Genomic DNA, 20,800 nt, shown 5'->3' on the forward strand with positions numbered 1-20,800 from the left:
CCCCTTGTCAGACCGCGACCGACAGGTGATTGGCGGGTTGAAGCCAGGAGGCGATGTTGCGGATGTAGCCCTTGAAGATCGCCAGTCGCGACGGGTCGGCCTTGATCTGATTTCCCGGTGCCTCACTGACGAATGACGGTGCGCCGCAATCGAGATCCCAGTTGTAGTCGGCGAAGTGGTGGAAGGTCGACTCAGCGACCGCGCGGCCCATCGGCCTGCCGTCGGGTGCTAGTTCACCATCGAGCACGACGGCGAGGTTGAAGTGGCGGCCGGTCGCGGTGCTGCGGCCCTGTGCGATCGCGGTGGCGAACGCCCCGGTCGCCGACACCAGGCCCTCGTGCGGGTGGGCGGGGAACCACTCGATGTGCCCGCTGGCGGTGTGCTCGGTGCGCAACAGCTCGTGCACCGGCCCTTCGACGAGCACCGGCTGGTAGTCGCCGTTGGCGCCGGAGTGGTAGTTGGGCCACGAGATGGTCGGGGTGTTCTGGTCGTCGCACATCGTGCTCGGGTCGACGCTCTTGTCGTGGAATTCGTTCACCACGCCGAGCGCGCCGAGCCTGCTCAGGCAGCAGCCCAGGTCCTGGTGATCGCGCGCGGTCAGCACGCCGCCGCCGTTCTCGCGGAACCGCCGGATGGCGTAGGCGTCGGCGGCGGACAGGCCGTCACCGACGTCGACGGCCATTAGCCACAGCTGGTCGAAGTTCAGTTGGTCTAGGTGGCTGAGCACCAGGTCGTCGCCCCGGCTCGACCGGTTGCGTGCGACGACCTCATGGCCGGCGGCCCGAAGTTCGTCGGCCAACAGCGAGAAACGTGAGACGTCCCAGTCGTCGGGACTCTCGGGAATGGTCGTTTGCAGCAGGATCCGTGCCATCGGAACGCACTCCTATTCGGCGGTTACGCGCAGGTGTTTGCGCGCCTCGAGTTCCTCGTCGTCGACGAGGGTGAGCATGGGTTTGCCGGGCACGCAGAGCATCGTGACGAGATAACGAAGTTTGATGTCGTCGCGATTGTTTGCGTCGGAGTAGTGGATGACGTCGCCGCCGGGTTCCCAGAATGCCTCTCCGGCCCGAATGACGCGCGGCGCTTGGCCTTCCAACTCGAACAGCATCTCGCCTTCCAACACGTAGCCGAAGGCCGGGCCGTAGGGGTGTCGGTGTGGTGGGGCGCCGGCACTGCCTGGACGGAATTCGACGACAACGGTCATGGCGTGTGCGCCTTCGGGAATAGCAGGCGGTTGCACTTCCTGCACCACCGTCAACGCGTTCTCCCATTCGGCGTCATAGTTTTTCGACATCGGACATTCCTTCCTGGTGTTCATATGGCGGTGCCGCCGCCGTCGGCGTGCAGTGTGGAGCCGGTGATGAAAGTCGAGCGGGGCGAGGCGAGAAAGAGCACCGCGTCCGCGATTTCTTTGGGTTTGGCGGTGCGGCCCAACGGCAGCGCGCGGCCGAGTTCCTCGTTGGTTTCGCCCCATTCCGCCTCGACGCCTTCGGTTTTCGTGGGTCCGGGGGCGACGCTGTTGACCCGCACGCCATGGGAACCGAATTCGGCGGCCCAGGTACGGGTGAGCGATTCGACTGCGGCCTTAGTGGCGCTGTACACGCCGGCACCGGGGACGCCCTTCGAGGCGACCATCGAGGTGACGTTGATGATGCTGCCGTGCCCTCGCCTGAGCATTCCGGGCACGAGGCCGGCTGCCAAGAAGTAGGTGCCGCGGACGTTGGTGTCGAACGTCTTCTCGAACGCGGTCACTTCCTGGTCGACGGTCAATGCCGCCGGAAAGCTGGCGGCATTGTTGACCAGAATGTCGACGTCTCCAGCCTGCGCGACAAGCGATTTCACCGACTCGATGTCAGACAGATCGGCCTGGACGAAGCGCACGCTGCCGTCGATCCCCGCGGCCGCCGCTTTGCCGCGTTCGGCGTCTCGACCGGAGATGATGACCGATGCGCCTTCGTGTGCCAGCAGCCGGGCGCATGCCAGGCCGATGCCTGCAGTTCCTCCGGTGACCAACGCTGTCTTATACGCTAATTCCATTGCAAACTCCTAGGTTTAAGCGACGTGAGCCAGGGACTGGCGCAACCGTTGTCTGCCGCGGGACGCCCGCGACATCACGGTGCCGTGTGGGATGCCGAGAATCTTGGCGGTCTCGGCATAGGTGTAGCCCTCGACATCCGCGAGGTACACGACGGTGCGGAAGCTGTCGGGCAGAGCGTCCATCGCGGCCTTGATTTCGTTATCGGGCAACGCGGCCAGCACCTCGGCCTCGGCGGAGCGGGGGCCCGCAGGAAGCCGGGCGGCGCTGTCGGCGAGGTCCTGCTCGGTGACACCGTCGACAGGGACCTCCCGGGGGCGGCATTGTCTGGAGCGGTATGCGCTCACCCACCGGTTGTAGAGAATCCGGAAGAGCCAGGCCTTGAGGTTGCTGCCCTCCTTGAAGGTGGCGAAGCCCGCGTAGGCGTGCATCAGCGCGTCTTGCAGCAGGTCCTCGGCGTCGGCCTCGCTGCGGGTCAGCCGCCGCGCTCCGCGCGCCAAGACATCGAAGAGCGGCTCCACATCGTGGGCGAAGCGCGTAGCGAGATCCGTGCCCGACGTGCCTTGCATGATCAGCCTCCCGTTGATGCGGTGTCTTTGTCCTGGCCTGCGCCCGTGTCGGGCCGTCCAGATCAGACTCGCGGTTGCGGAGGTGAAGCGAACCCTTGGAAGTCCGTAGTCAGTAGTCCGTAGTGGGCGCTAGCTCGCCCACGAGATGGTGCGCAGTTGCCTGCGCGAGGTGATGCCGAGCTTGACGAACACCTTTCGCAGGTGCCACTCGACGGTGTGGGTCGAGATGAACAACTGGGCGCCGATCTCCTGATTCGTCAGTCCGTCGCCTGCCAGCCGCGCGATCTGCGCCTCCTGAGCAGTCAGCTCCGAATGCGAGCTGGCTTGCTGCTTGCGCACCTTCTCCCCGGTGGCCACCAGCTCTCGTCGGGCCCGTTCGGCGAATGCCTGTGCACCCATCCGGGTGAACGCCTGGTGCGCCTCGGTGAGGTGGCGTCGTGCGTCGACGCGGCGGTTCACCCGACGTAGCCATTCACCGTAGTGCAGTCGCGTCCGCGCGAGGTGGACCGCGACGCGCGTACGGCCCAGGCGTTCAACGGCTTCGGTGTACAGCGCGTCGGCGTGCGCATCGTCGGCCACCATCGCGCGCGCGTGTGCCACCGCGCCGAGGTGCCAGTCGGTTCCACTCACGCCCGCATACTTCTCGAACCGCTGCACGGCCGACACGGCGGCTTCCTGGTCGCCGGTGCGTATGGCGGCCTCGATCAGTTCGAACAGGCACCAACTGTGGAAGCCGAGGTCCTCGTATCTGCATGCCTCACGGGCGGCCGCGAGGGCCTCCTCGTACCGGCCGAGGCCGTTGTACAGCAGGGCGGCGGCGCAACCGGTGAGGCCGAGCAGCCTGCCCTCTCCCCTGGCCGCCCCGTCGGCGGCGGCCGACTCGATCAACTTCACCGCGTCGGCCGGATCACCACGCCACGCTGTCAGCAGCAGCGAGTGATACCTGACCGGCGCGAGGTGATCCGTCGATGCGGAGATCGAATTGGCCTCTTCGATAAGCGTTTCCGCCGTGGTGAATTCGCCCGAAAGCAAGTGCGCCCCAGCCTGGTACACGAGAGCGCGTGGCAATACGTCCAGTGCGCCGGCATCGCGTGCCTGCCGCACGACGGCGGCGGACAGTTGGTGCACTATCGCTTCGTCCCACAGGTCATGGGCAGCGGATTCCTGAAGGATCGGAAACGCTGGCACCATCCACCGCCGAACCTGAAGGTCGTTCGACTCCGTCATCGCCAACATGGCGTCCAGCGCTGCCCGCAATGGAGCGGTGCCCGCGCTCACACCGCCGGTGATCCGTTCTGCGATGCCGGTCAAAAGCAGCTCGATAGCGCGTGGAGGTTTCGTCGCCCGACTGACAAAGGACCGCGCGGCTTCGGCTGCATCGCCCAGCGAACCGGGATCACCGAGCCGCCCGGCATACAGGATCGCGGCGATCGCCTCCGCGTACGTCTCGCAGGCTGCGTAGTCGTCGAGGTTCTCCAATTGTTTTGCGGCAGTGAGGAGTTGCAGCGCGGTTGCACTGACCGGGGCCGCACCGGCATCGCCGCCGCGGCTACGGGCGAATTCCATCTGGGCCCTCAGCCGGGCGATCTGGGCGCGTTGCAGGTCGGACAATTGGCCGAGTTCGGCGATCGCGAGCAATTCGTATGCCGCAGCAGGTGCCGCCGCGTCCCGTTTGGCCTGCGCTGCCGCCAGCGCCCGCGCGCTGCGCAGGGCCGGGTCCGACGTCAACGCGGTGGCGCGTTCGAGGAATGCCGCCGCGGCGGCGATCCCGCCTCGGCCCTGGGCACGACTTGCGGACGACTCCAGTTCCGCGGCGACCGCCTCGTCGGGACCCGCGGCCGCGTTGGCGGCATGCCACGCCTTGCGGTCGGGATCCGTTTCGGGATCGGTCGCGTCGGCCAACGCGCGGTGAATCGCCCGGCGTTCGGTCAGGTCCGCGGCGCGGTAGGCGGCCGACCGCAGCAGCGGATGGTGAAAGCGCATCCGCGGACCGAATTCGATCACGCCTTCGGCTTCGGCAGGGGCCAACGCGTCGACCGCGATGCCGAGGTGCGCGGCCGCGCGGAGGAACAACGCGGCATCGCCGACCGGTTCGGCCGCCGCGAGCAGCAGCAACCGCTGGGTTTCGGCGGGTAAGGATTTGATGCGGTTGACGAAGCCCTCCTCGAGCGCCGCCGCCGACGAGCGCTTGCCGGAAATCCAGAACCCGCCCGAAAGCTCGGTTGCTGACACACTGCGCGGCACCTCGATGATGGCAAGCGGGATGCCGCGGGTCTCGGCGACGATGCGGTCGCGGACGCGCGGGTCCATCGCCCCCACGATCACCGATTCCAACAGTTCCCGCGCATCGCCGTCGGACAGGCCGCTGAGCGCCAATTCCGGCAACCCCATCAACGCCTCTGCGCCCCGTTCACGCGCCGCGAACACCATTGCGACCGGCTCGGCGAGCAGGCGTCTCGCCACGAAGGCGAGCGTCTGCACCGACACTTCGTCGAGCCATTGGGCATCGTCGACGACGCAGAGCAGGGGTTGGTCGTTGGCGGCCGCGGCAATCAGGCTCAGCACCGCCAGGCCGACGAGGAAACGATCTGGGGGGGCGCCGACACCCCGACCGAACGCGACATTGAGCGCCTCACGCTGTGGCTCGGGAAGTTCATCCAGGTGATTCAGCAGCGGCGCGCACAGCTGCTGCAGGCCGGCGAAGGCGAGTTCCATATCGGACTGCACACCGGCCACTTGGACGCAGCGGAACCCGGCCGCCAGTTCTGTCACGAACCCGAGCAGTGAGGTCTTGCCGACTCCGGGCTCACCGCGCAGCACCAGCACCTGACTGGTGCCCGATCGGACAGCGTCGATCAGCCCCCGAAGTGTCTCGCTTTCGCTGGCGCGACCGCGAAGACGTGTCCCCCGACCTTCGCTCGACATAGGGCTCCACCGCGTCTGTTTGCAGTGGAGACCTTACCGCTGGTCCGGCTGTGAACTGGCTCTCGCCAGGGACCTCGAGCCGGCCCGGCGGTCCCGCTACGCCTTGGCAGCGGTTTTGAGAAGCCAGTCTTCGAACCTGGTGTCGAACAGCGTCGCACCCTCGCCGGGGCACAGGGTGCGCTCGCCGATGTCGATGCCCCAGTACTGCGCGTCGGGATCAGCGACGACCTCGCGGGCATCGCCGCGGGCCGTCAACGCGGTCCTGATCAGGTCGGGCAGCAGGACCGCCTCCGGCCCGCCGATTTCGGTGATGCCCTTGACCGGCTCATTGACCGCGGCGATCGCGAGCCCTTCCGCGACGTCGGCGGCGGCCATCGGCTGAAAGTACGCCGGTGGCATGCGCACCATGCCGTCGACGGTCGCGGAGTCGGCGAGGGTGTTGACGAACTCGAAGAACTGCGTCGCGTGTACGAGCGTGTACGGAATCGGCCCTTCGGCGATCAGGTTCTCCTGCAGCTGCTTGGCCTCGAAATAGCCGCTCTTGGGCGCCAATTCAGCGGTACCGACCACCGACAGAGCGACATGGTGGCCAACCCCGGCATCCTTCTCGGCAGTGAGCAGATTCGTGGTTGCCGTGCGGAAGAACTCGATGGCCGAGTCGTCGAGCTGCGGCGAATTCGACACGTCGACAACCACCGAGGCGCCTGCGAGCACCTCGGGCAACCCCTCGCCCGTCAGCGTGTTCACCCCGGTCGAGGGTGCGGCCGCGACCGCCTCGTGCCCGTGTTGGTCCAACGCCTGCACCAACTTCGAGCCGATCAAGCCCGTTCCTCCGATGACGACGATCTTCATGATTGCCCTTCCGTTGTGCTTCCGACGTGCTCTGACCGCCAGAACGAATGGGCATCCGCGAAGTCATCCCGGCACGGGCTATTTGATGCCGACGACCATCGAATCAGGACCGACCAGGTGCTCGACGTAGCTCTTGCTGAAGCCGACCTCAGCCATCCACCCGCGGCAGTCGGCGCCCGTGTAGTCGAAGCCGCCGAGACCCTCGATCAGCATGTTGAGGCTCATCAGCAGACCGAATGAGTTGTGGCGCCGGTCGTCGTCGATAAGCGCCTCGTAAACGATCAGTGCCCCGCCGTCGGGCAGTGCTTCGTAGGCCTTCTGCAGTAGTAGACGCTTCTCGCCCATGTCCCAGTCGTGGAGTATGTGGCCCATGACGAGAACGTCGGCACTCGGTAGCGGGTCGGCGAAGAAGTCGCCGGGCGTGAATTGCAGACGGTCAGCCAGACCGTGTTGCGAGACATAGGAATTGAAGATCGGCTCGATGGGCGGGAGGTCATATCCGCCGCCGGTCAGATGGTCATGGGCTGTCGCGATGGCAACTGGGACAGCGCCTTGGGCGCACCCGATGTCGATCACACTGCCGTAGTCGCGCCATGGGAACTTGGCTGCGATGGCCTCGCCCGCCGACCGGCTGAGACCTGACATCGCGGCGGCGAACCCAGCCAGCTTTTCCGGGTCGGCGTATAGCGTCTCGAAGAACTCGCCGCCGGTCTTCACCTCGCTTTGCGGCTGGCCGGTTTGCAGAGCCTCGGTCAGCGACCCCCAGAAGTTGTAGAGGCGGACGCTCGACATTTCCAATACCCCTCCCACGTAGGTGGGCTTGGCCGGATCGAGGAAGAGGTCGGTCTGCGGAGTGTTTTCGTAGCGGCCGTCGGTGCGGTCGAGCATTCCGAGAGCGACGAGTGCGTCGAAGAAGTCCCGCGCACTGCGCGGATGCAGGCCGAGTCGGTCGCGGAGTTGCTCGGCGTCCAGTGGGCCAGCCTCGCTGAGCACGCCGAACAGTCTCAGCTCGACGGCACTCAGTAGCGCCCTCGAGCCCCAGAAGCCGAAACCCAGCTGCATGATGCCGTCGGGTGTCACCGCCTCGGAATCGGGCGCAGGCAGCGTTGTTGGTTTGCTCATTTGATTCCCCCCATCGAAAAGCCAACCAAGGGTCCAACTTAGCCCCAAAGCGCGTGTTTGCGGTGGCTTTTCGTCAGCAGGTGAGCGGCGGCAGTTGGTCGGCGCGGAGGACGACCGCACTGGTCGGTGCAGCCTTTCCACCGGGGCCGTGCTGCGCGCTCAACGCAATGGTGCCGCCGTCCGCGCCGACGGCCCAAGGCCCCAGGTTCACGACCGCGCCCGAGCGGGTGTCGATGACTGTGGTCCAGGTGTCCGTTTCCTGGCGACCGATGCCGCTCACCACATACGGACCCATCACCCAAATTGGACGGATCCCATCCCAGCCGCCAACGGCATCTCCGGTGACTCTCACAAGTCCGGACTCCGGTGACCACCACGCCACGCCGCTGACGCCGTGATCGACGCCGGTGAACCATGCATATGCATTGCCGTCGGTGGTCAGGCTCAGCCGGTCCGGCCCCGTGCCCACCGCGTCGGCGACCGGCGTCGGGAGTTGCGCGGGGGTGATCACTTCAGCACGCTCCCAAGGCTTCCGTTTCGAGTCACGGTCGACGAGAGCGGTCACGCCGACCGCGCTCGCCCGCACGCTGTCCATCGAGCCCGCCTTCACCTCCGCGATGGCGCCGGTGTTCACGTCGTAGGACCGCATAGTGCCGTTGCTGCTGGCGTACTTCTCGTGGGTGATCCAGTACACCTTGCCGTCGAACAGTGCGACGGAGTCGATGGTAGGGCCGCCGGTCCCGTAGTCGTCCTCGCTGGACTTCACGACGGTCCGCACTGCACCGCCGCTGCGGTCGATCAGGTCGATTTGGAACAGTGTCGGCAGTACGCCGTTGGCGCCGCGCGGTATTCGGTCGATGCCGACGACGATCCAGCGGTCGTCGATCGCAGCGAACCCGACGTCGTTTCGGTTCGGCTCCGGGACGCCATAGATCGGCTTGACCGACTTGTCGGCACCGATGAGCAACAGATCACGGGTGTCGCCGTTGTCGCGAACGGCAACCACCTCGCCGGCTCTGCCGACCGCCAACGCCATGGTTGAGCCGCCGGCGTCGACTCTGTTGCTCTCGATCGCCTGCTGCCATGCGGCGGGTAGCGCCGCCTGGCAGGCCCGCTGCTCCTGCGGCGCTTGTTGGGAAGGCGACGTGGCCGTCGGCGCGGCCGCGTTGTCGGGCTCGCTCGTACACGCTGCCGCGATCGCGACCACCACAAACGCGAGCGCCGCGCCCCGGCGGGTTCGTATTGACGGAGAAGTCAACGTAATCCCCACTCGCACAGCATTTTCCAAGTTTCGCACGCAACCGGTGTTTTCCTCTGCAAATTCTCTATTTGGGACCTCAACGAGGCCGCGGACTCGCTATGAGGTTTCGTCAGATAGGCGCTGACGAACGCTGGCGGCGCGCAAGGTGAGGTGGTTTCGCTCGGCGACGTTCTGTGCTTGCGCGGCAGCTTCGACGTAAAGCCTTGCCGCAGTGGCAAGTTCGCCCGCCCGCTCGTGCAGGTATGCCGCAGACGCGGTGTACCTCGGCAGGCTCGGGTCGACCTCGCCGAGCGCGGCTAACCCCGCCTGGGGTCCGTCCGCCTCACCGACCGCGACTGCGCGATTGAGCCGCACGATCGGGCTGTCGGTGAGCCGGACAAGCTCGTCGTACCACTCGACGATCTGGACCCAGTCAGTCTCGTCAGCGCTCTGCGCGTCCGCGTGCAGCGCCGCGATCGCGGCCTGTACCTGGTACTCCCCCAACCGGTCGCGGGCCAGCGCAGCCTGGAGTATGTCCACACCCTCAGCGATCAGGTCTCGCCGCCACAGACTGCGGTCTTGATCAGCGAGCACCACCAGGCTGCCGTCGGCCCGGGTACGGGCGGGGCGTCTGGCGTGGTGAAGCAGGAACAACGCGAGCAGGCCCGCGACCTCCTCGTCATGCGTCGCCGCGGCCAGTTGTCGGGCCAGTCGAATCGCTTCCTCGGCAAGGTCGACATCGCCGCTGTATCCCTCGTTGAAGACCAGGTACAGCACCTTCAGCACCGTGCGCAGATCACCCAGCTGATCGAGCCGCACATCGCTCACGGTGCGTTTCGCGCGGCTGATCCGTTGCGCCATGGTCGCTTCCGGCACGAGGTAAGCCTGCGCGATCTGGCGCGTGGTGAGCCCGCCGACCGCCCGCAGCGTCAGCGCAACGGCCGACGCGGGCGACAGGCTCGGGTGCGCGCACAGAAAGTACAGCTGCAGAGTGTCGTCGACGGACTCCGTCGGCCCTGGCCGAGGTTCGTCAGTCACCCGCAGTTCGCGGTCGCGTCGCGCGGAGTCAGACCTCGCAAGATCGATGAACCGGCGCCACGCCGTGGTGATCAGCCAACCCTTCGGATCGTCGGGGCGCCGATTCGGCCATGCCTCAACAGCTTTGAGCAATGCCTCCTGCACCGCGTCCTCGGCGGTCGCGAAGTCGGCCCCGCGGTGGACGAGGGCCGCCAGCACGCCGGGGATCAGATCCCGCAGCTGCGCCTCGTCCACCGCGCGGGCGGCCATGACTCAGTGACACTCAGTGGTGTTCGGGGCGGCCGTCAGGAACGGCCGGACCTCGAGCCACTCGTGGATCGGCTGGCCGCCGGCGCCCGGCGCCGCGGACAACTCGCCTGCCAACTCGACGGCGCGGTCGTACGAGTCGACGTCGATGATCATCCAGCCCGCGATGAGGTCCTTGGTCTCCGCGAACGGACCGTCGGTGACGGGCGGCTTGCCCTCGCCGTCGTAGCGGACCCACGCGCCCTCCGGTGCCAGCGCCTGGCCGTCGACGAACTCGCCGCTGGATTGCAGCTTGGCCGCGAAGTCGTTCATGTACTTGATGTGCGCCTCGACCTCTGCCGGCGCCCACTGGTCCATCGGCACGTTGTTGACGGCCGCGGGCGCGCCTCGGTAGTGCTTGAGAAGCAGGTACTTCGCCATGAATTTCTCCCTTCAGGTTCGCGACCCTAGTTGGTCGCTCACCCCTGGGACGGAGCCGTCACGGCGTTCTCGACATCGGTGGCGAAAACTTTTTCAGCCGCGATATTGCGTGACCTGTTTCGCGTATTCGTCGAGCAGTCGCAGCGATTCGTCATGCGGCTTGGTCGGCAGCAGCAGGTTCGCTTGGCGATAGCCGAGTCCCTCGAGTCCGCGCCAGTACTCCGGATCGATCGGCGTGCCGAACGTCGTCAGAGGGACGTCGTGGCCGGCGCCCTCGCGAAGTTGGTCGATACGGCGCTTGAGGTGATCGATCGGGAACGGGTTGGAGATCCAGCCCGCCTCGTGGCGGATCACCCGCTTGACGGTGGCATCGGAGTCACCACCGATGACGATCGGCGGATGTGGTTTCTGGACGGGCTTGGGTCGCAGGTAGGACGGCTCGAAGTCGACGTATTTGCCGTGGTACTCCGCGGGTTCGTTGGTCCACAGCGCCTTGATGGCCTCGATGCGTTCATCGAGCAGCGCTCCGCGCGTCTTCGGATCGGTGCCGTGATGGCGCAGCTCCTCGATGTTCCAGCCCGCCCCGACGCCGAAGACGAAGCGGCCGTTGGAGATCAGGTCGATGCTGGCGGCTTCCTTCGCGGTGATGATCGGGTCGCGCTGGATGAGCAACGCGATGCCGGTGATCAGTTCGATGCTGGAGGTGACGGCGGCCGCGGCCGCCAGCGTGACGAACGGGTCCAGCGTTCGGTAATAGATCGACGGCAGTTCCCCGCCGAGCGGATAGGCCGACTCCCGGCTGGCCGGGATATGGGTGTGCTCGGCGATCGCGAGCGAGTCGAACCCGCGCTCCTCGATGGCACGCGCCAGCGAGACCGTGTCGATGCTGTCGTCGTTGACGAATGTCGAAATCCCGAACTTCATGTGCACCCTTATCTGCCGTTGTCTCGGATACCTAACGCCGACCCGCACCACGCTAATCCCGGCTACCGGCTTCAGTACCGTCGTAGGCACGACGACGGATAACCCTGCCGAATTGGTGGAATCGGTCGGGCCGCCACCGCGGTCCCGGCGGAGATGGCGCCGCACTGCGGTCGTGCTCGCGATCATGCTGGTGTTGTTCGGCGTGCCTTGGTGGACGCTGGTGGCAGGCGGTCCGGCCTGGCCGACAGCGGTAGTGGTGACCGGCACACTGCTTTTCGTCGGCGCCGCAGCCGCGATCCCGGTCCTGATGATGCTCGGGCATGGCCACCGGCATCTGGACTGGGCTGCCGCTCTCGGGAACTTGCTGCTCGGCGTGGCCTGGGTGCTGTTCGCCTGGTCCGTGCTGGGCCAGCTGGTGGGCCTGATGCTTCTGGTCGGAGGAGTCGAGGATCCGGTGCGCTCGCGAGTGGTCGCAGGCGCGGTCCTGACCGTCGCGGTGGCGCTCCTCCTCTGGGGTTACGCCGAAGCGATGCGAGTCCCGCGCGTCAAGCGCCTCGAGGTCGCGATCGACCGGCTCGGCCCCGCGCTGGACGGCCTGCGCGTCGCGATCATCACCGACACGCATTTCGGGCCCATCGATCGCGCCACGTGGTCGGCGGCCGTGGTGGCCCGTGTAAACGAACTCGACGCCGATGTCGTGTGCCACGTGGGAGACATCGCGGACGGAACGGTGGACATCCGCATAAGCCAAGCGAGCCCGCTCGCCTCGGTGCAGGCATCGTCGGCTCGCGTGTACGTCACCGGCAACCACGAATACTTCAGCGAGGCGCAGGGATGGCTCGACTACATGGAAGGCATCGGATGGTCCGCGCTGCACAATCGGCACCTCGTCGTCGAGCGCGGCGGTGACCGTTTGGTGGTCGCCGGTGTGGACGACGCGACGGCGACTGCGTCCGGCGTGAGTGGACACGGCGCGGACCTGCGGGCAGCGCTGGCCGGAGCCGACCCCACACTGCCGGTCCTGCTGCTGGCGCATCAGCCCAAACAGGTCGCACACGCCGCTAGCGCCGGAGTCGACTTACAGATCTCGGGTCATACCCACGGCGGACAGATCTGGCCGTTCAACTTCCTGGTTCGACTGGAGCAACCGGTGGTGAGCGGGCTCAGCCGACACGGCGATCGGACCCAGCTCTACACCAGTCGCGGTACCGGCTTCTGGGGCCCGCCGTTTCGGGTGTTCGCGCCCAGCGAGATCACCCTGCTGACCCTTCGCTGCCCGCACTGATTCATCGGCGCCAGAACAGGTGGTGCGTCACCCCACTGGGGCTGGGCACCACGTCGTGGTGAAATCGATCGTCCAGTTCATCGGGCGATTTCCAGAGGCGCGACCCGGCCCCGATCTCGACGTCTGAAACCGCCACGTGCAGGGTGTCGATAAGGTCAGCATCGAGGAACTCGCGGATAGTGGTCGCGCCGCCGCCGAGACGGACGTCCTTGCCCTGTGCGGCCTCGCGCGCTTTCGCCAGCGCCGTCGCGGGATCGGCGTTGATGAAGTGAAATGTCGTGTCGGACAACGTAAATGATGGACGCTCGTGGTGGGTCATGACGAACACCGGAGTATGGAACGGGGGCTCGTCGCCCCACCAGCCCTGCCATTCGTAATCACGCCACGGGCCGCGGAACGGACTGAACTTGTTGCTTCCCATGATTTCTGCGCCGATGTTGTTGGCGAAGTCCCGAGTGAAGTAGTCGTCGAGGCCACGGCTACCGCCGGGGTCCGTGCGGTTCGGCCAACTCGCAGTCGCGCCTGCCCACGCCATCATCCGGGCCGGATCGGCGTCACCGAACGGACGATCGAGGCTCTGATTTTCACCGGCGCCGAATCCGTCATTGGAAACGGCGAAGTTCTGGACTTTGAGTAGTTGGACCACGTGGAGTCTCCTAGTCGTAGACGTGCAACTGATCAGACCACCGGTGCCCGCAAAAGTCATCGCGGCACCGAGTCTGTAGAGTCATCGCGTGCCTGTCAGCCCACCCGCAAAGTCTGTAAATGCCCGTCTCGCTGCGGAATTGACCGTCGACGAAGTGCAGGTCGCCGCTGCTGTGCGACTGCTTGACGAGGGCGCGACCGTCCCGTTCATCGCCCGATACCGCAAAGAGGCGACCGGCAGCCTTGACGACGGCCAGCTGCGGATCCTCGAGGAGCGACTCCAGTACCTGCGCGAGCTCGACGACCGGCGAGCCGCAGTGCTCGCGTCGATCCAAGAGCAAGGGAAGCTGACCGACGAGTTGAAGGCCGCCCTGATGGCCGCCGACACCAAGTCGCGGGTCGAGGACATCTACCTGCCCTACAAGCCGAAGCGAAGGACCAAGGCGCAGATCGCTCGCGAGGCGGGGCTCGAGCCGTTGGCCGACCGGCTGCTGGCCGATCCCACGCTGGTGCCTGACGAAGCGGCCGCGGAGTTTCTCGGCGACGACGTGGCCGATGCTGCTGCAGCGCTGGACGGTGCGCGTCACATTCTCGCCGAGCGTGCCGCCGAGGATGCAGAGCTCGTCGGCGCCATCAGAGAGAAGTTCTGGGCCGGCGGCTCGCTGCGTACCGAGCCGTGGTCCGCCGAGACAGCGAAAAGCCCTGCAGCACAGAAGTTTCGCGACTACTTCGAATTCAGCGAATCACTGGAGACCATGCCGTCACACCGCGTGCTTGCCGTGATGCGGGGTGAGAAGGAAGAAGCGCTTGCGCTTACCTTCGACGGTGGTGACGAAGCGATTTACCACGCCATAATCGCCAAGACGCTGGGTATTGACATGTCGGCGAAGGCCGCCGCAACGCCGTGGCTGACCGCCACCGTCGAGTGGGCGTGGCGCACGAAGCTGATGATCTCGGGCAGGGTCGACGCCCGCCTGCGGTTGCGGCGCCGTGCCGAAGAGGAGGCCGCGGCGGTGTTCGCCAAGAACCTCAAGGATCTCCTCCTCGCCGCGCCTGCGGGGAACCGGACAACGCTCGGCCTGGATCCCGGCTTCCGGACGGGAGTCAAGGTCGCCGTGGTCGACGGCACCGGCAAGGTCCTTGACACCTGCGCGATCTACCCGCATCAGCCGCAGAAGCAATGGGATACGGCCAAGGCAACTTTGGCGGCGCTCGTCGCCCGCCACGGTGTCGAATTGATCGCCGTCGGCAACGGCACCGCATCGCGTGAGACCGATGCCTTTGCCGCCGAACTCATCGCCGACATCAGGGCCGCGGGCGCCAAGGCGCCCGCCAAGGCGATGGTGAGCGAGGCGGGCGCTTCGGTGTATTCGGCGTCTGCGTATGCGGCGCACGAGCTGCCGACGCTCGACGTGACGCTGCGTGGCGCGGTGTCGATTGCGCGGCGGCTGCAGGATCCGCTTGCCGAACTGGTGAAGATCGATCCGAAGTCGATCGGCGTTGGGCAGTACCAGCACGACATCACGCCGGGGACGCTGGCGCGCAGCCTGGACGCGGTCGTGGAGGACGCGGTGAACGCCGTTGGCGTCGACTTGAATACGGCGTCGGTCCCGCTGCTGGCGCGGGTGAGCGGGGTATCCGAATCCCTGGCCGAGGCGATCGTCGATCATCGGGACAAGACCGGCCCGTTCGCCAGCCGTAAGGCTCTCCTGAAGGTTCCTCGCTTGGGCCCCAAGGCCTTTGAGCAATGCGCAGGCTTCCTGCGGATCCGCGGCGGCGACGACCCGATTGATGCGTCGGGTGTGCATCCCGAGGCGTATCCGGTTGTCCGTCGCATCCTGGACCGCTCAGGCGTGACGCTGGCTGAGCTGATCGGCAACGAGCGGTCACTGCGGTCGCTTCGGCCTGCCGACTTCGCCGATGACCGATTCGGCATTCCCACGGTGACCGACATCCTGGCCGAACTGGAGAAGCCGGGACGCGATCCGCGGCCGGCGTTCTCGACGGCGACGTTCGCCGCTGGTGTGGAGAAGGTCGCCGACCTCAAGGTGGGCATGGTGCTGGAAGGCGTGGTCACCAACGTCGCCGCGTTCGGTGCGTTCGTGGATGTCGGCGTGCATCAGGACGGCCTGGTGCACGTCTCCGCGATGGCCGACCGCTTCGTGTCCGACCCGCATGAGGTGGTCCGCTCTGGGCAGGTGGTGCGGGTCAAGGTGGTCGCGGTTGACGTCGAGCGTCAGCGGATCGGGTTGAGCCTGCGACTGAACGACACACCGGAGCGCGGTCAGGCCAAGCGCGCCGATCAGAGTCGTGCCAAGCGCCCAAACCCCAATCGTGGCAAGGATTCTGGCCGGCGTACCCAAGACGCGGGCGGGTCGATGGCAGATGCGTTGCGCAAGGCGGGTTTCGGGACCTGATCCGGCTACTGCGTCGTAGCCCTGCCTGCACTCAGATCGCGGTAGGTGTACACCAGGAACAACACCGCCACGGGCGCGAAGACGAGCAGCCCGACTACCAGTAACACCTCGCCGACGAGGATCAGGCCGACGAACGTCAGCGTCACCGACAACGCTGTCCAGAAATCGCCCCGCGAGATCGCGCGGCTGGCCCTCAGCGCATCGAGCGGCGACAGGTCACCGTCGAGCAGAGCGACAAGCGCGAACACCAACCAGACGCTCACCACGACTCCCGGCAGCCAGCACAGCGCGAAGCCGACGGCGATCAGCGCCGCAACCAGAAGTTGCGTCCCGACGGCTGCACCGATTCTGCGCGGTTTGAAGAAGCACCCCAGCGGGGCGCGGTACCCGTCGGCGATGCGCAGGATGCCGGAGAGGTACGCGGACTGCATCACCGCGCCGACGGCGACCATCACGCCCGCCCCTACAAGCCTGACGATGTTGGCCGGCGTCGAGAGGTACGCGACCATCGAGGCGGCGGCATCGTGGGGCGGTGATAGGTCGACCAGATTCGTGTGCGGGGCGGCGTCGACGGCGATGTCCAGTCCGAGGAAGAGACCGACGGTGATGGTGCTGTACACCAGGGTCGCGACCATCAGCGCCACAGCATTCTGACTGAATACGGAGAACGCCCAGGAAACGGCCGCGCCGATTCGATACCGCCGCGGCGGGTAGGGGGCTGCTGCCGGATATTGAGATGTCATGGTCGTGCTCCAAGCGTCAGCGGCGCGGACATGCTTGGTGGGCAGTCGCCGCGGGCACCCACTCACAGGTATGGGCGCAACGGGACCCGGTTGGGGACAGTTTCAGCGGCGCCAGTCGCGACGCCTACTCAAAGTTCCTGTTCAAGCGTGGCCGAGGGAGACGTGCTCGCGGGTACGGCGCACGTCGCCGGTCTCGGCGTCGAAGAAGTACGTCCGGTCCTGCGGCAGGGCAAGCCCAATTCGCACTCCGCTGACCAACTCGGTGCCAGCCGGAGCGTTCACGATCACCGGCACCCGTCGTCCGCCGACCTCTACCTGGGCCGTCACCAGGACGTGACTGCCGAGCGGCTCGGTGAAGTCGACGCGAGCAGGCACCATGCCGTCGATGTAGCTGGTGTGCAACTGCAGATGCTCGGGCCGTACGCCGACGGTCACCGGGCCATCGGGCGAGGGAACGGCGGTCACCTCCGTCTCGCCGACGTGCAGGACGCCGGAGCGGATGACGCCCGGAATCAGGTTCATCGGCGGGCTGCCCATGAACGCGGCCACGAAGGTGTTGGCGGGGCGGTTGTAGATGTCGTCGGTGGTCCCGATCTGTTGTACTTCGCCACCTGCCATCACACAAAGCCGATCACCCAACGTCATCGCCTCGACCTGATCATGGGTGACGTAGATCGAGGTCACCGGAACCTCACGGTGGAGCCGTTTCAGATCACCGCGAACCTGGTTGCGCAGCTTGGCATCCAGATTCGACAGCGGCTCGTCGAGCAGGAAGGCCTGCGGTTTACGCACCAGCGCACGCCCCATGGCCACTCGCTGCCGCTGACCGCCCGACAGCTGGCCAGGCTTGCGGTCGAGCAGTTCGGTGATCTGCAGCAGTTCTGCCGTTTCCCGGACCCTTCGCTCGACCTCGGCCCGGGGCGTCCGGCGTTGACGCAGACCGTACGCCAGATTGCGGTACACCGACATGTGGGGATACAAGGCGTAGTTCTGGAACACCATCGCGATGTCGCGTTCCCCCGGTGCAAGGTTGTTGACGACCGCGCCGCCGATTCTGATCTCGCCCGAGGTCGGCTTGTCGAGTCCGGCCAGCAGGCGCAGTGCGGTGCTCTTGCCGCAGCCCGACGGGCCAACCAGAATCAGGAATTCGCCTTCGGCCACAGTCAGATTGAGGCCGTTGAGTGCGGTCACTCCCCCGGCGTACCGTCGTGTGACGTCACGAAACTCTACTTCGGTCATGTTCAACCCTTCAGTCCGGTATTGGCCACCGACTGGACGAAGTATCGCTGCGCTCCAATGAAGACCAGCAGCATCGGCAACAAGCTCATCACGTTGGCCGCCATCAACAGCGGCCATTTCACGCGGTGCGCGCCCTGAAAGTAGCTGAGCCCCAACGGAACCGTCATCTGGTCATGGGAGGTGATCACGATCAGCGGCCACAGGAAGTCGTTCCACGATGTCAGCACCGTCAACGCTGCCAGCGTCGACAATGCAGGCAGCGACAGCGGCAGCACGATCTTGAACAGCACACCAAGCCGCGACGTGCCGTCCACCCGGGCGGCTTCCTCGAGTTCGACGGGCACCGTCTGAAAGAATTGGCGCAGAAAGAAGATCCCGAATGCCGTCGCCAAGTTCGGCAACATCAACGCGCCGATGTGGTCGATCCCCAAACCCGCCCACACGTTGTCGCCGAACCATTTGACGATCAGGAACACCGGGATCATCGTGACCTGGAAGGGCACCATCAGGGTTGCCATCAAAGTGACGAAAAGTGCTCCGCGACCGAGGAATCGAATCCGGGCGAATGCGTAGCCGGCCAAACTGCAGACGACTAGGTTGCTCACCAGCACCACCAGGGTCACCATGACGCTGTTGAGAAAGAAGTGGCCGAACGGCGCGGCCGCCCATGCCTCGGAGTAGTTCTCGAACCGCGGGCTCTCCGGTATCAACACCGGCGGAAACCGGTTGGCCTCACCCTCGGTTTCCAGCGAAGTGACCAACATCCACAACAGGGGGACGACCAGCAGGAAGCTCAGCGGAATGAGCACCAGGTGCCACGGACTGAAACCCAGCCGCGACCGCCGCTCACTGACGGGCGCCAGCGGTTCCTGCGCCTCGGGTTCTGCTGTGAGAGTGGACAATTGCGGCGTTGTCATGAGATGTGTGCATACTTCCTGGCGACACGGAACTGGACTGCGGTGATCAAGAGGATGACCACGAACAGCGCGTAGGCCATCGCCGCGGCGTAGCCCGCATCGAACTGCACGAAGGCGCGGTCCCACAGGTAGTACACGATGACGGTGGTGGCGCGCAGCGGCCCGCCACGCGTGGTCGCATACACCTCGTCGAACAGTTGCAACGCGTTGATCGTCAGCCACACGACGAGGAACAGATTCGCCGGGCCCAGCAATGGCACCGTGATGGTGCGAAAGCGTGTGAACGCCGTCGCACCGTCGATCGCTGCGGCCTCATGCAACTCGGCCGGGACTCCCTGCAGCGCGGCCAGATACACGATGACCGAGAAACCCGTCCAGCCCCAGATGGTCATCGCCACGATCACATACAGCGCCTGCGTCGGTGATGCCAGGAACGGTTGTGACTGCACCCCAACGGAATTGAGCGCCGCGTTGACCAGACCATAGTCACGATCCGTCAGCCACAAGAAGATGATGCCCTGCGAGATGGTCGACACCGCCATCGTGATGTACGCGGTCGTTCGGTACACCGAGATGAAGCGAACCGAGCGATTCATCGCCGACGCGACGAACAAGCCGACCAGCATGGTGCCCGGGACGAACAGCGCCGTGTAGACGATAGTGTGCTTGATCGCTTCGACGAAGACGGGATCGGTGGCCAGCTTGCGGTAATTGTCGAGACCCACCCACGGCGTCTCCGGGGTGAGCAGATCGGAGTGCTGGAACGACAGCACCAGCGACATGACCACCGGCAGCAGGCCGAATATCCCGATGAGCACCGCTGCGGGGCTCACCAGCGTCCACCCCGACAGGCTGTCTGAGCGACCGATACGGTCCAGCAATGCGGGCATCTGACTCCTACTTGCCGGCCAGGGCGGTGTCGGCGGCCTGCACCGCGGAGTTCAGCGCCGCTGCCGGTTGATCTTTGCCGAGCATCACCGAAACGATCGCCTGACCGAGAGCTTCTGAGATGGCGGGGTACTGCTCGACCTGCGGTCTGACCTTCTTGACGTTGTTCAGGTTCTCCACGAATGTCGCACTGCCTGGCAGCTTTTCGTTCATCTTCGCCAGCAGGTCGGCATCCTTGCCGACAGAGATGCGGGTCGGCAGATCGCCGGTGCCCAACGAGAAGGCCTTGACCTGCTCCGGTGCGGTCAGCCACTTCACGAAGTCGAGCGCTGCCTGCTTCTTCTTGTCACCGTTGTTGAAGACCACCCAGTTGTCCGGTCCGGAAATCGTCTGATGCGCACCGGCCGAACCGGAGAACGTCGGCATCACCTGCACGCCGTAGTCGATGTCGCTGAGGGAACTCAGATCCCACGGGCCGGTGACCAGCATGGCGACCTTGCCGCTGTTCATCAGCTTCGGCCCGTTCTCGTTGGTGGTGTCCAGGTACAACGACTTGTCGGTGACAGCCATCTGCTGCAGCGTAGTCAGCGCCTTGACGCCCGCCTCCGAGTTGAACGTCGCGTGCTGGTTGTCGGCGGACAGGATGTCGCCGCCGGCCTCCCAGAGCATCGGAACGTAGTGCCAGACCGTGTCCTCGCTGCCGTCGGCAGGAATGAGCCAGCCGTACTGCCCCTTGGTGGGATCGGTCAGCTTCGCGGCCGCGGCGCGGAAGTCGTCCCACGTCCAGGTCGGTGAGGGCGGCGCGACGCCGGCGTCGGCGAACAGCTTCTTGTTGTAGACGATCGCGAGGTTGTCGACCAGTGCGGGGACGCCGACGATCTTGTCCCCCACGGTGGCCGCCTGCCGCTCGGCCGGATAGAAGTCGTCCCACTTCCAATCCGGTGCAGAGACGACGTCGGACATGTTGACCAGCTGTGGGATCTTGGCGATGTTGGGCGACCACGAACCGAACATGTAGGCGACGTCGGGCGCACTGTTTCCCCGCACGGCGGTCAGAACCTTCTGCAGCACAAGGTCATTGCTGGAGTACAACTCGGTGACTTTGACGTCGGGATGCGCCTTGTTGTACTGGTCGATCAGCCCCTTGAACACGTCGCCCTCGGTGTCCTGGTAGCCGTGCCACACGGCGATCTCGACCGGGCCCGAGGATGACGTGCCGCCACCGCCGCAGGCGGCGAGCACGAGCGCCAAGACAGCTACCAGAGCAAGGCCCAGCCGGCGTCCAATCACGGTGA

Annotated in this window: 19 protein-coding genes; 2 read left to right on the top strand and 17 right to left on the bottom strand. The window is 65.8% G+C overall.

The genetic code is table 11. The annotated features are described in order from the left end of the window. Positions 1 to 7: 7 nt before the first annotated feature. The 11 genes from GGC64_RS23245 to GGC64_RS23295 all read right to left on the bottom strand — a co-directional run bounded on the left by GGC64_RS23245 (position 8) and on the right by GGC64_RS23295 (position 11,371). Entirely contained in the window at positions 8 to 871 is an 864-nt protein-coding gene (locus GGC64_RS23245) for a hypothetical protein (RefSeq protein WP_192724854.1), read from the bottom strand. A 12-nt stretch (positions 872 to 883) separates the two neighbouring features. Continuing rightward, positions 884 to 1,294, bottom strand: a complete 411-nt coding sequence (locus tag GGC64_RS23250) for a cupin domain-containing protein (RefSeq protein ID WP_192724855.1) — start codon at positions 1,292 to 1,294, stop codon at positions 884 to 886. Between the two features lie 20 nt (positions 1,295 to 1,314). Beyond that, entirely contained in the window at positions 1,315 to 2,037 is a 723-nt protein-coding gene (locus tag GGC64_RS23255; RefSeq protein ID WP_192724856.1) for an SDR family NAD(P)-dependent oxidoreductase, read from the bottom strand. Between the two features lie 15 nt (positions 2,038 to 2,052). After that, entirely contained in the window at positions 2,053 to 2,604 is a 552-nt protein-coding gene (locus GGC64_RS23260; RefSeq protein ID WP_192724857.1) for a sigma-70 family RNA polymerase sigma factor, read from the bottom strand. A 129-nt stretch (positions 2,605 to 2,733) separates the two neighbouring features. Continuing rightward, on the bottom strand, positions 2,734 to 5,529 hold the full coding sequence (locus tag GGC64_RS23265) for an AAA family ATPase (protein WP_192724858.1): 2,796 nt from the start codon (positions 5,527 to 5,529) through the stop codon (positions 2,734 to 2,736). Positions 5,530 to 5,625: 96 nt separating this feature from the next. Then, a complete protein-coding gene (locus tag GGC64_RS23270) occupies positions 5,626 to 6,381 on the bottom strand; it encodes an SDR family oxidoreductase (protein WP_192724859.1) in 756 nt (251 codons plus the stop codon). 78 nt (positions 6,382 to 6,459) lie between these two features. Beyond that, positions 6,460 to 7,503: a methyltransferase gene (locus GGC64_RS23275; RefSeq protein WP_192724860.1), complete on the bottom strand. Its 1,044-nt coding sequence runs from the start codon at positions 7,501 to 7,503 to the stop codon at positions 6,460 to 6,462. Between the two features lie 73 nt (positions 7,504 to 7,576). Then, positions 7,577 to 8,761, bottom strand: a complete 1,185-nt coding sequence (locus tag GGC64_RS23280) for a hypothetical protein (RefSeq protein WP_192724861.1) — start codon at positions 8,759 to 8,761, stop codon at positions 7,577 to 7,579. A gap of 99 nt (positions 8,762 to 8,860) precedes the next feature. After that, complete coding sequence (locus GGC64_RS23285) at positions 8,861 to 10,030, bottom strand: RNA polymerase sigma factor (protein ID WP_192724862.1); 1,170 nt, start codon at positions 10,028 to 10,030, stop codon at positions 8,861 to 8,863. A 3-nt stretch (positions 10,031 to 10,033) separates the two neighbouring features. Beyond that, a complete protein-coding gene (locus GGC64_RS23290) occupies positions 10,034 to 10,447 on the bottom strand; it encodes a YciI family protein (protein ID WP_192724863.1) in 414 nt (137 codons plus the stop codon). Positions 10,448 to 10,540: 93 nt separating this feature from the next. Beyond that, the gene (locus GGC64_RS23295; protein WP_192724864.1) at positions 10,541 to 11,371 is read right to left on the bottom strand and encodes an LLM class F420-dependent oxidoreductase; all 831 of its coding nucleotides are present in this window, start codon (positions 11,369 to 11,371) and stop codon (positions 10,541 to 10,543) included. Positions 11,372 to 11,543: 172 nt separating this feature from the next. On the opposite strand from GGC64_RS23295, the gene GGC64_RS23300 reads away from it, so the two are divergent. Beyond that, complete coding sequence (locus tag GGC64_RS23300; protein WP_370582267.1) at positions 11,544 to 12,656, top strand: metallophosphoesterase; 1,113 nt, start codon at positions 11,544 to 11,546, stop codon at positions 12,654 to 12,656. A 1-nt stretch (position 12,657) separates the two neighbouring features. Here the strand turns inward: GGC64_RS23300 and GGC64_RS23305 are convergent, their stop codons facing one another. Then, positions 12,658 to 13,302: a dihydrofolate reductase family protein gene (locus tag GGC64_RS23305; protein WP_192724865.1), complete on the bottom strand. Its 645-nt coding sequence runs from the start codon at positions 13,300 to 13,302 to the stop codon at positions 12,658 to 12,660. Between the two features lie 88 nt (positions 13,303 to 13,390). On the opposite strand from GGC64_RS23305, the gene GGC64_RS23310 reads away from it, so the two are divergent. Next, positions 13,391 to 15,718 carry a Tex family protein gene (locus GGC64_RS23310; RefSeq protein ID WP_192724866.1) on the top strand — a complete coding sequence of 776 codons (2,328 nt, stop codon included), beginning with the start codon at positions 13,391 to 13,393 and terminating at the stop codon, positions 15,716 to 15,718. A 5-nt stretch (positions 15,719 to 15,723) separates the two neighbouring features. Here GGC64_RS23310 and GGC64_RS23315 read toward each other — a convergent pair whose 3' ends face one another. The 5 genes from GGC64_RS23315 to GGC64_RS23335 form a co-directional block, all read right to left on the bottom strand. After that, positions 15,724 to 16,461 (bottom strand): hypothetical protein, encoded by a 738-nt coding sequence (locus GGC64_RS23315; RefSeq protein ID WP_192724867.1) that lies wholly within the window; start codon positions 16,459 to 16,461, stop codon positions 15,724 to 15,726. Positions 16,462 to 16,602: 141 nt separating this feature from the next. After that, the gene (locus GGC64_RS23320; RefSeq protein ID WP_192724868.1) at positions 16,603 to 17,700 is read right to left on the bottom strand and encodes an ABC transporter ATP-binding protein; all 1,098 of its coding nucleotides are present in this window, start codon (positions 17,698 to 17,700) and stop codon (positions 16,603 to 16,605) included. Between the two features lie 2 nt (positions 17,701 to 17,702). Beyond that, a complete protein-coding gene (locus GGC64_RS23325) occupies positions 17,703 to 18,617 on the bottom strand; it encodes a carbohydrate ABC transporter permease (RefSeq protein ID WP_225952147.1) in 915 nt (304 codons plus the stop codon). Next, the gene (locus GGC64_RS23330; RefSeq protein ID WP_192724869.1) at positions 18,614 to 19,507 is read right to left on the bottom strand and encodes a carbohydrate ABC transporter permease; all 894 of its coding nucleotides are present in this window, start codon (positions 19,505 to 19,507) and stop codon (positions 18,614 to 18,616) included. The genes GGC64_RS23325 and GGC64_RS23330 overlap by 4 nt, the downstream gene beginning before the upstream one ends. 7 nt (positions 19,508 to 19,514) lie before the next feature. Continuing rightward, the gene (locus tag GGC64_RS23335; protein ID WP_192724870.1) at positions 19,515 to 20,795 is read right to left on the bottom strand and encodes an ABC transporter substrate-binding protein; all 1,281 of its coding nucleotides are present in this window, start codon (positions 20,793 to 20,795) and stop codon (positions 19,515 to 19,517) included. Positions 20,796 to 20,800: the final 5 nt, after the last annotated feature.

The organism is Mycobacterium sp. OAS707, from assembly GCF_014873705.1.
Lineage (GTDB): Bacteria > Actinomycetota > Actinomycetes > Mycobacteriales > Mycobacteriaceae > Mycobacterium.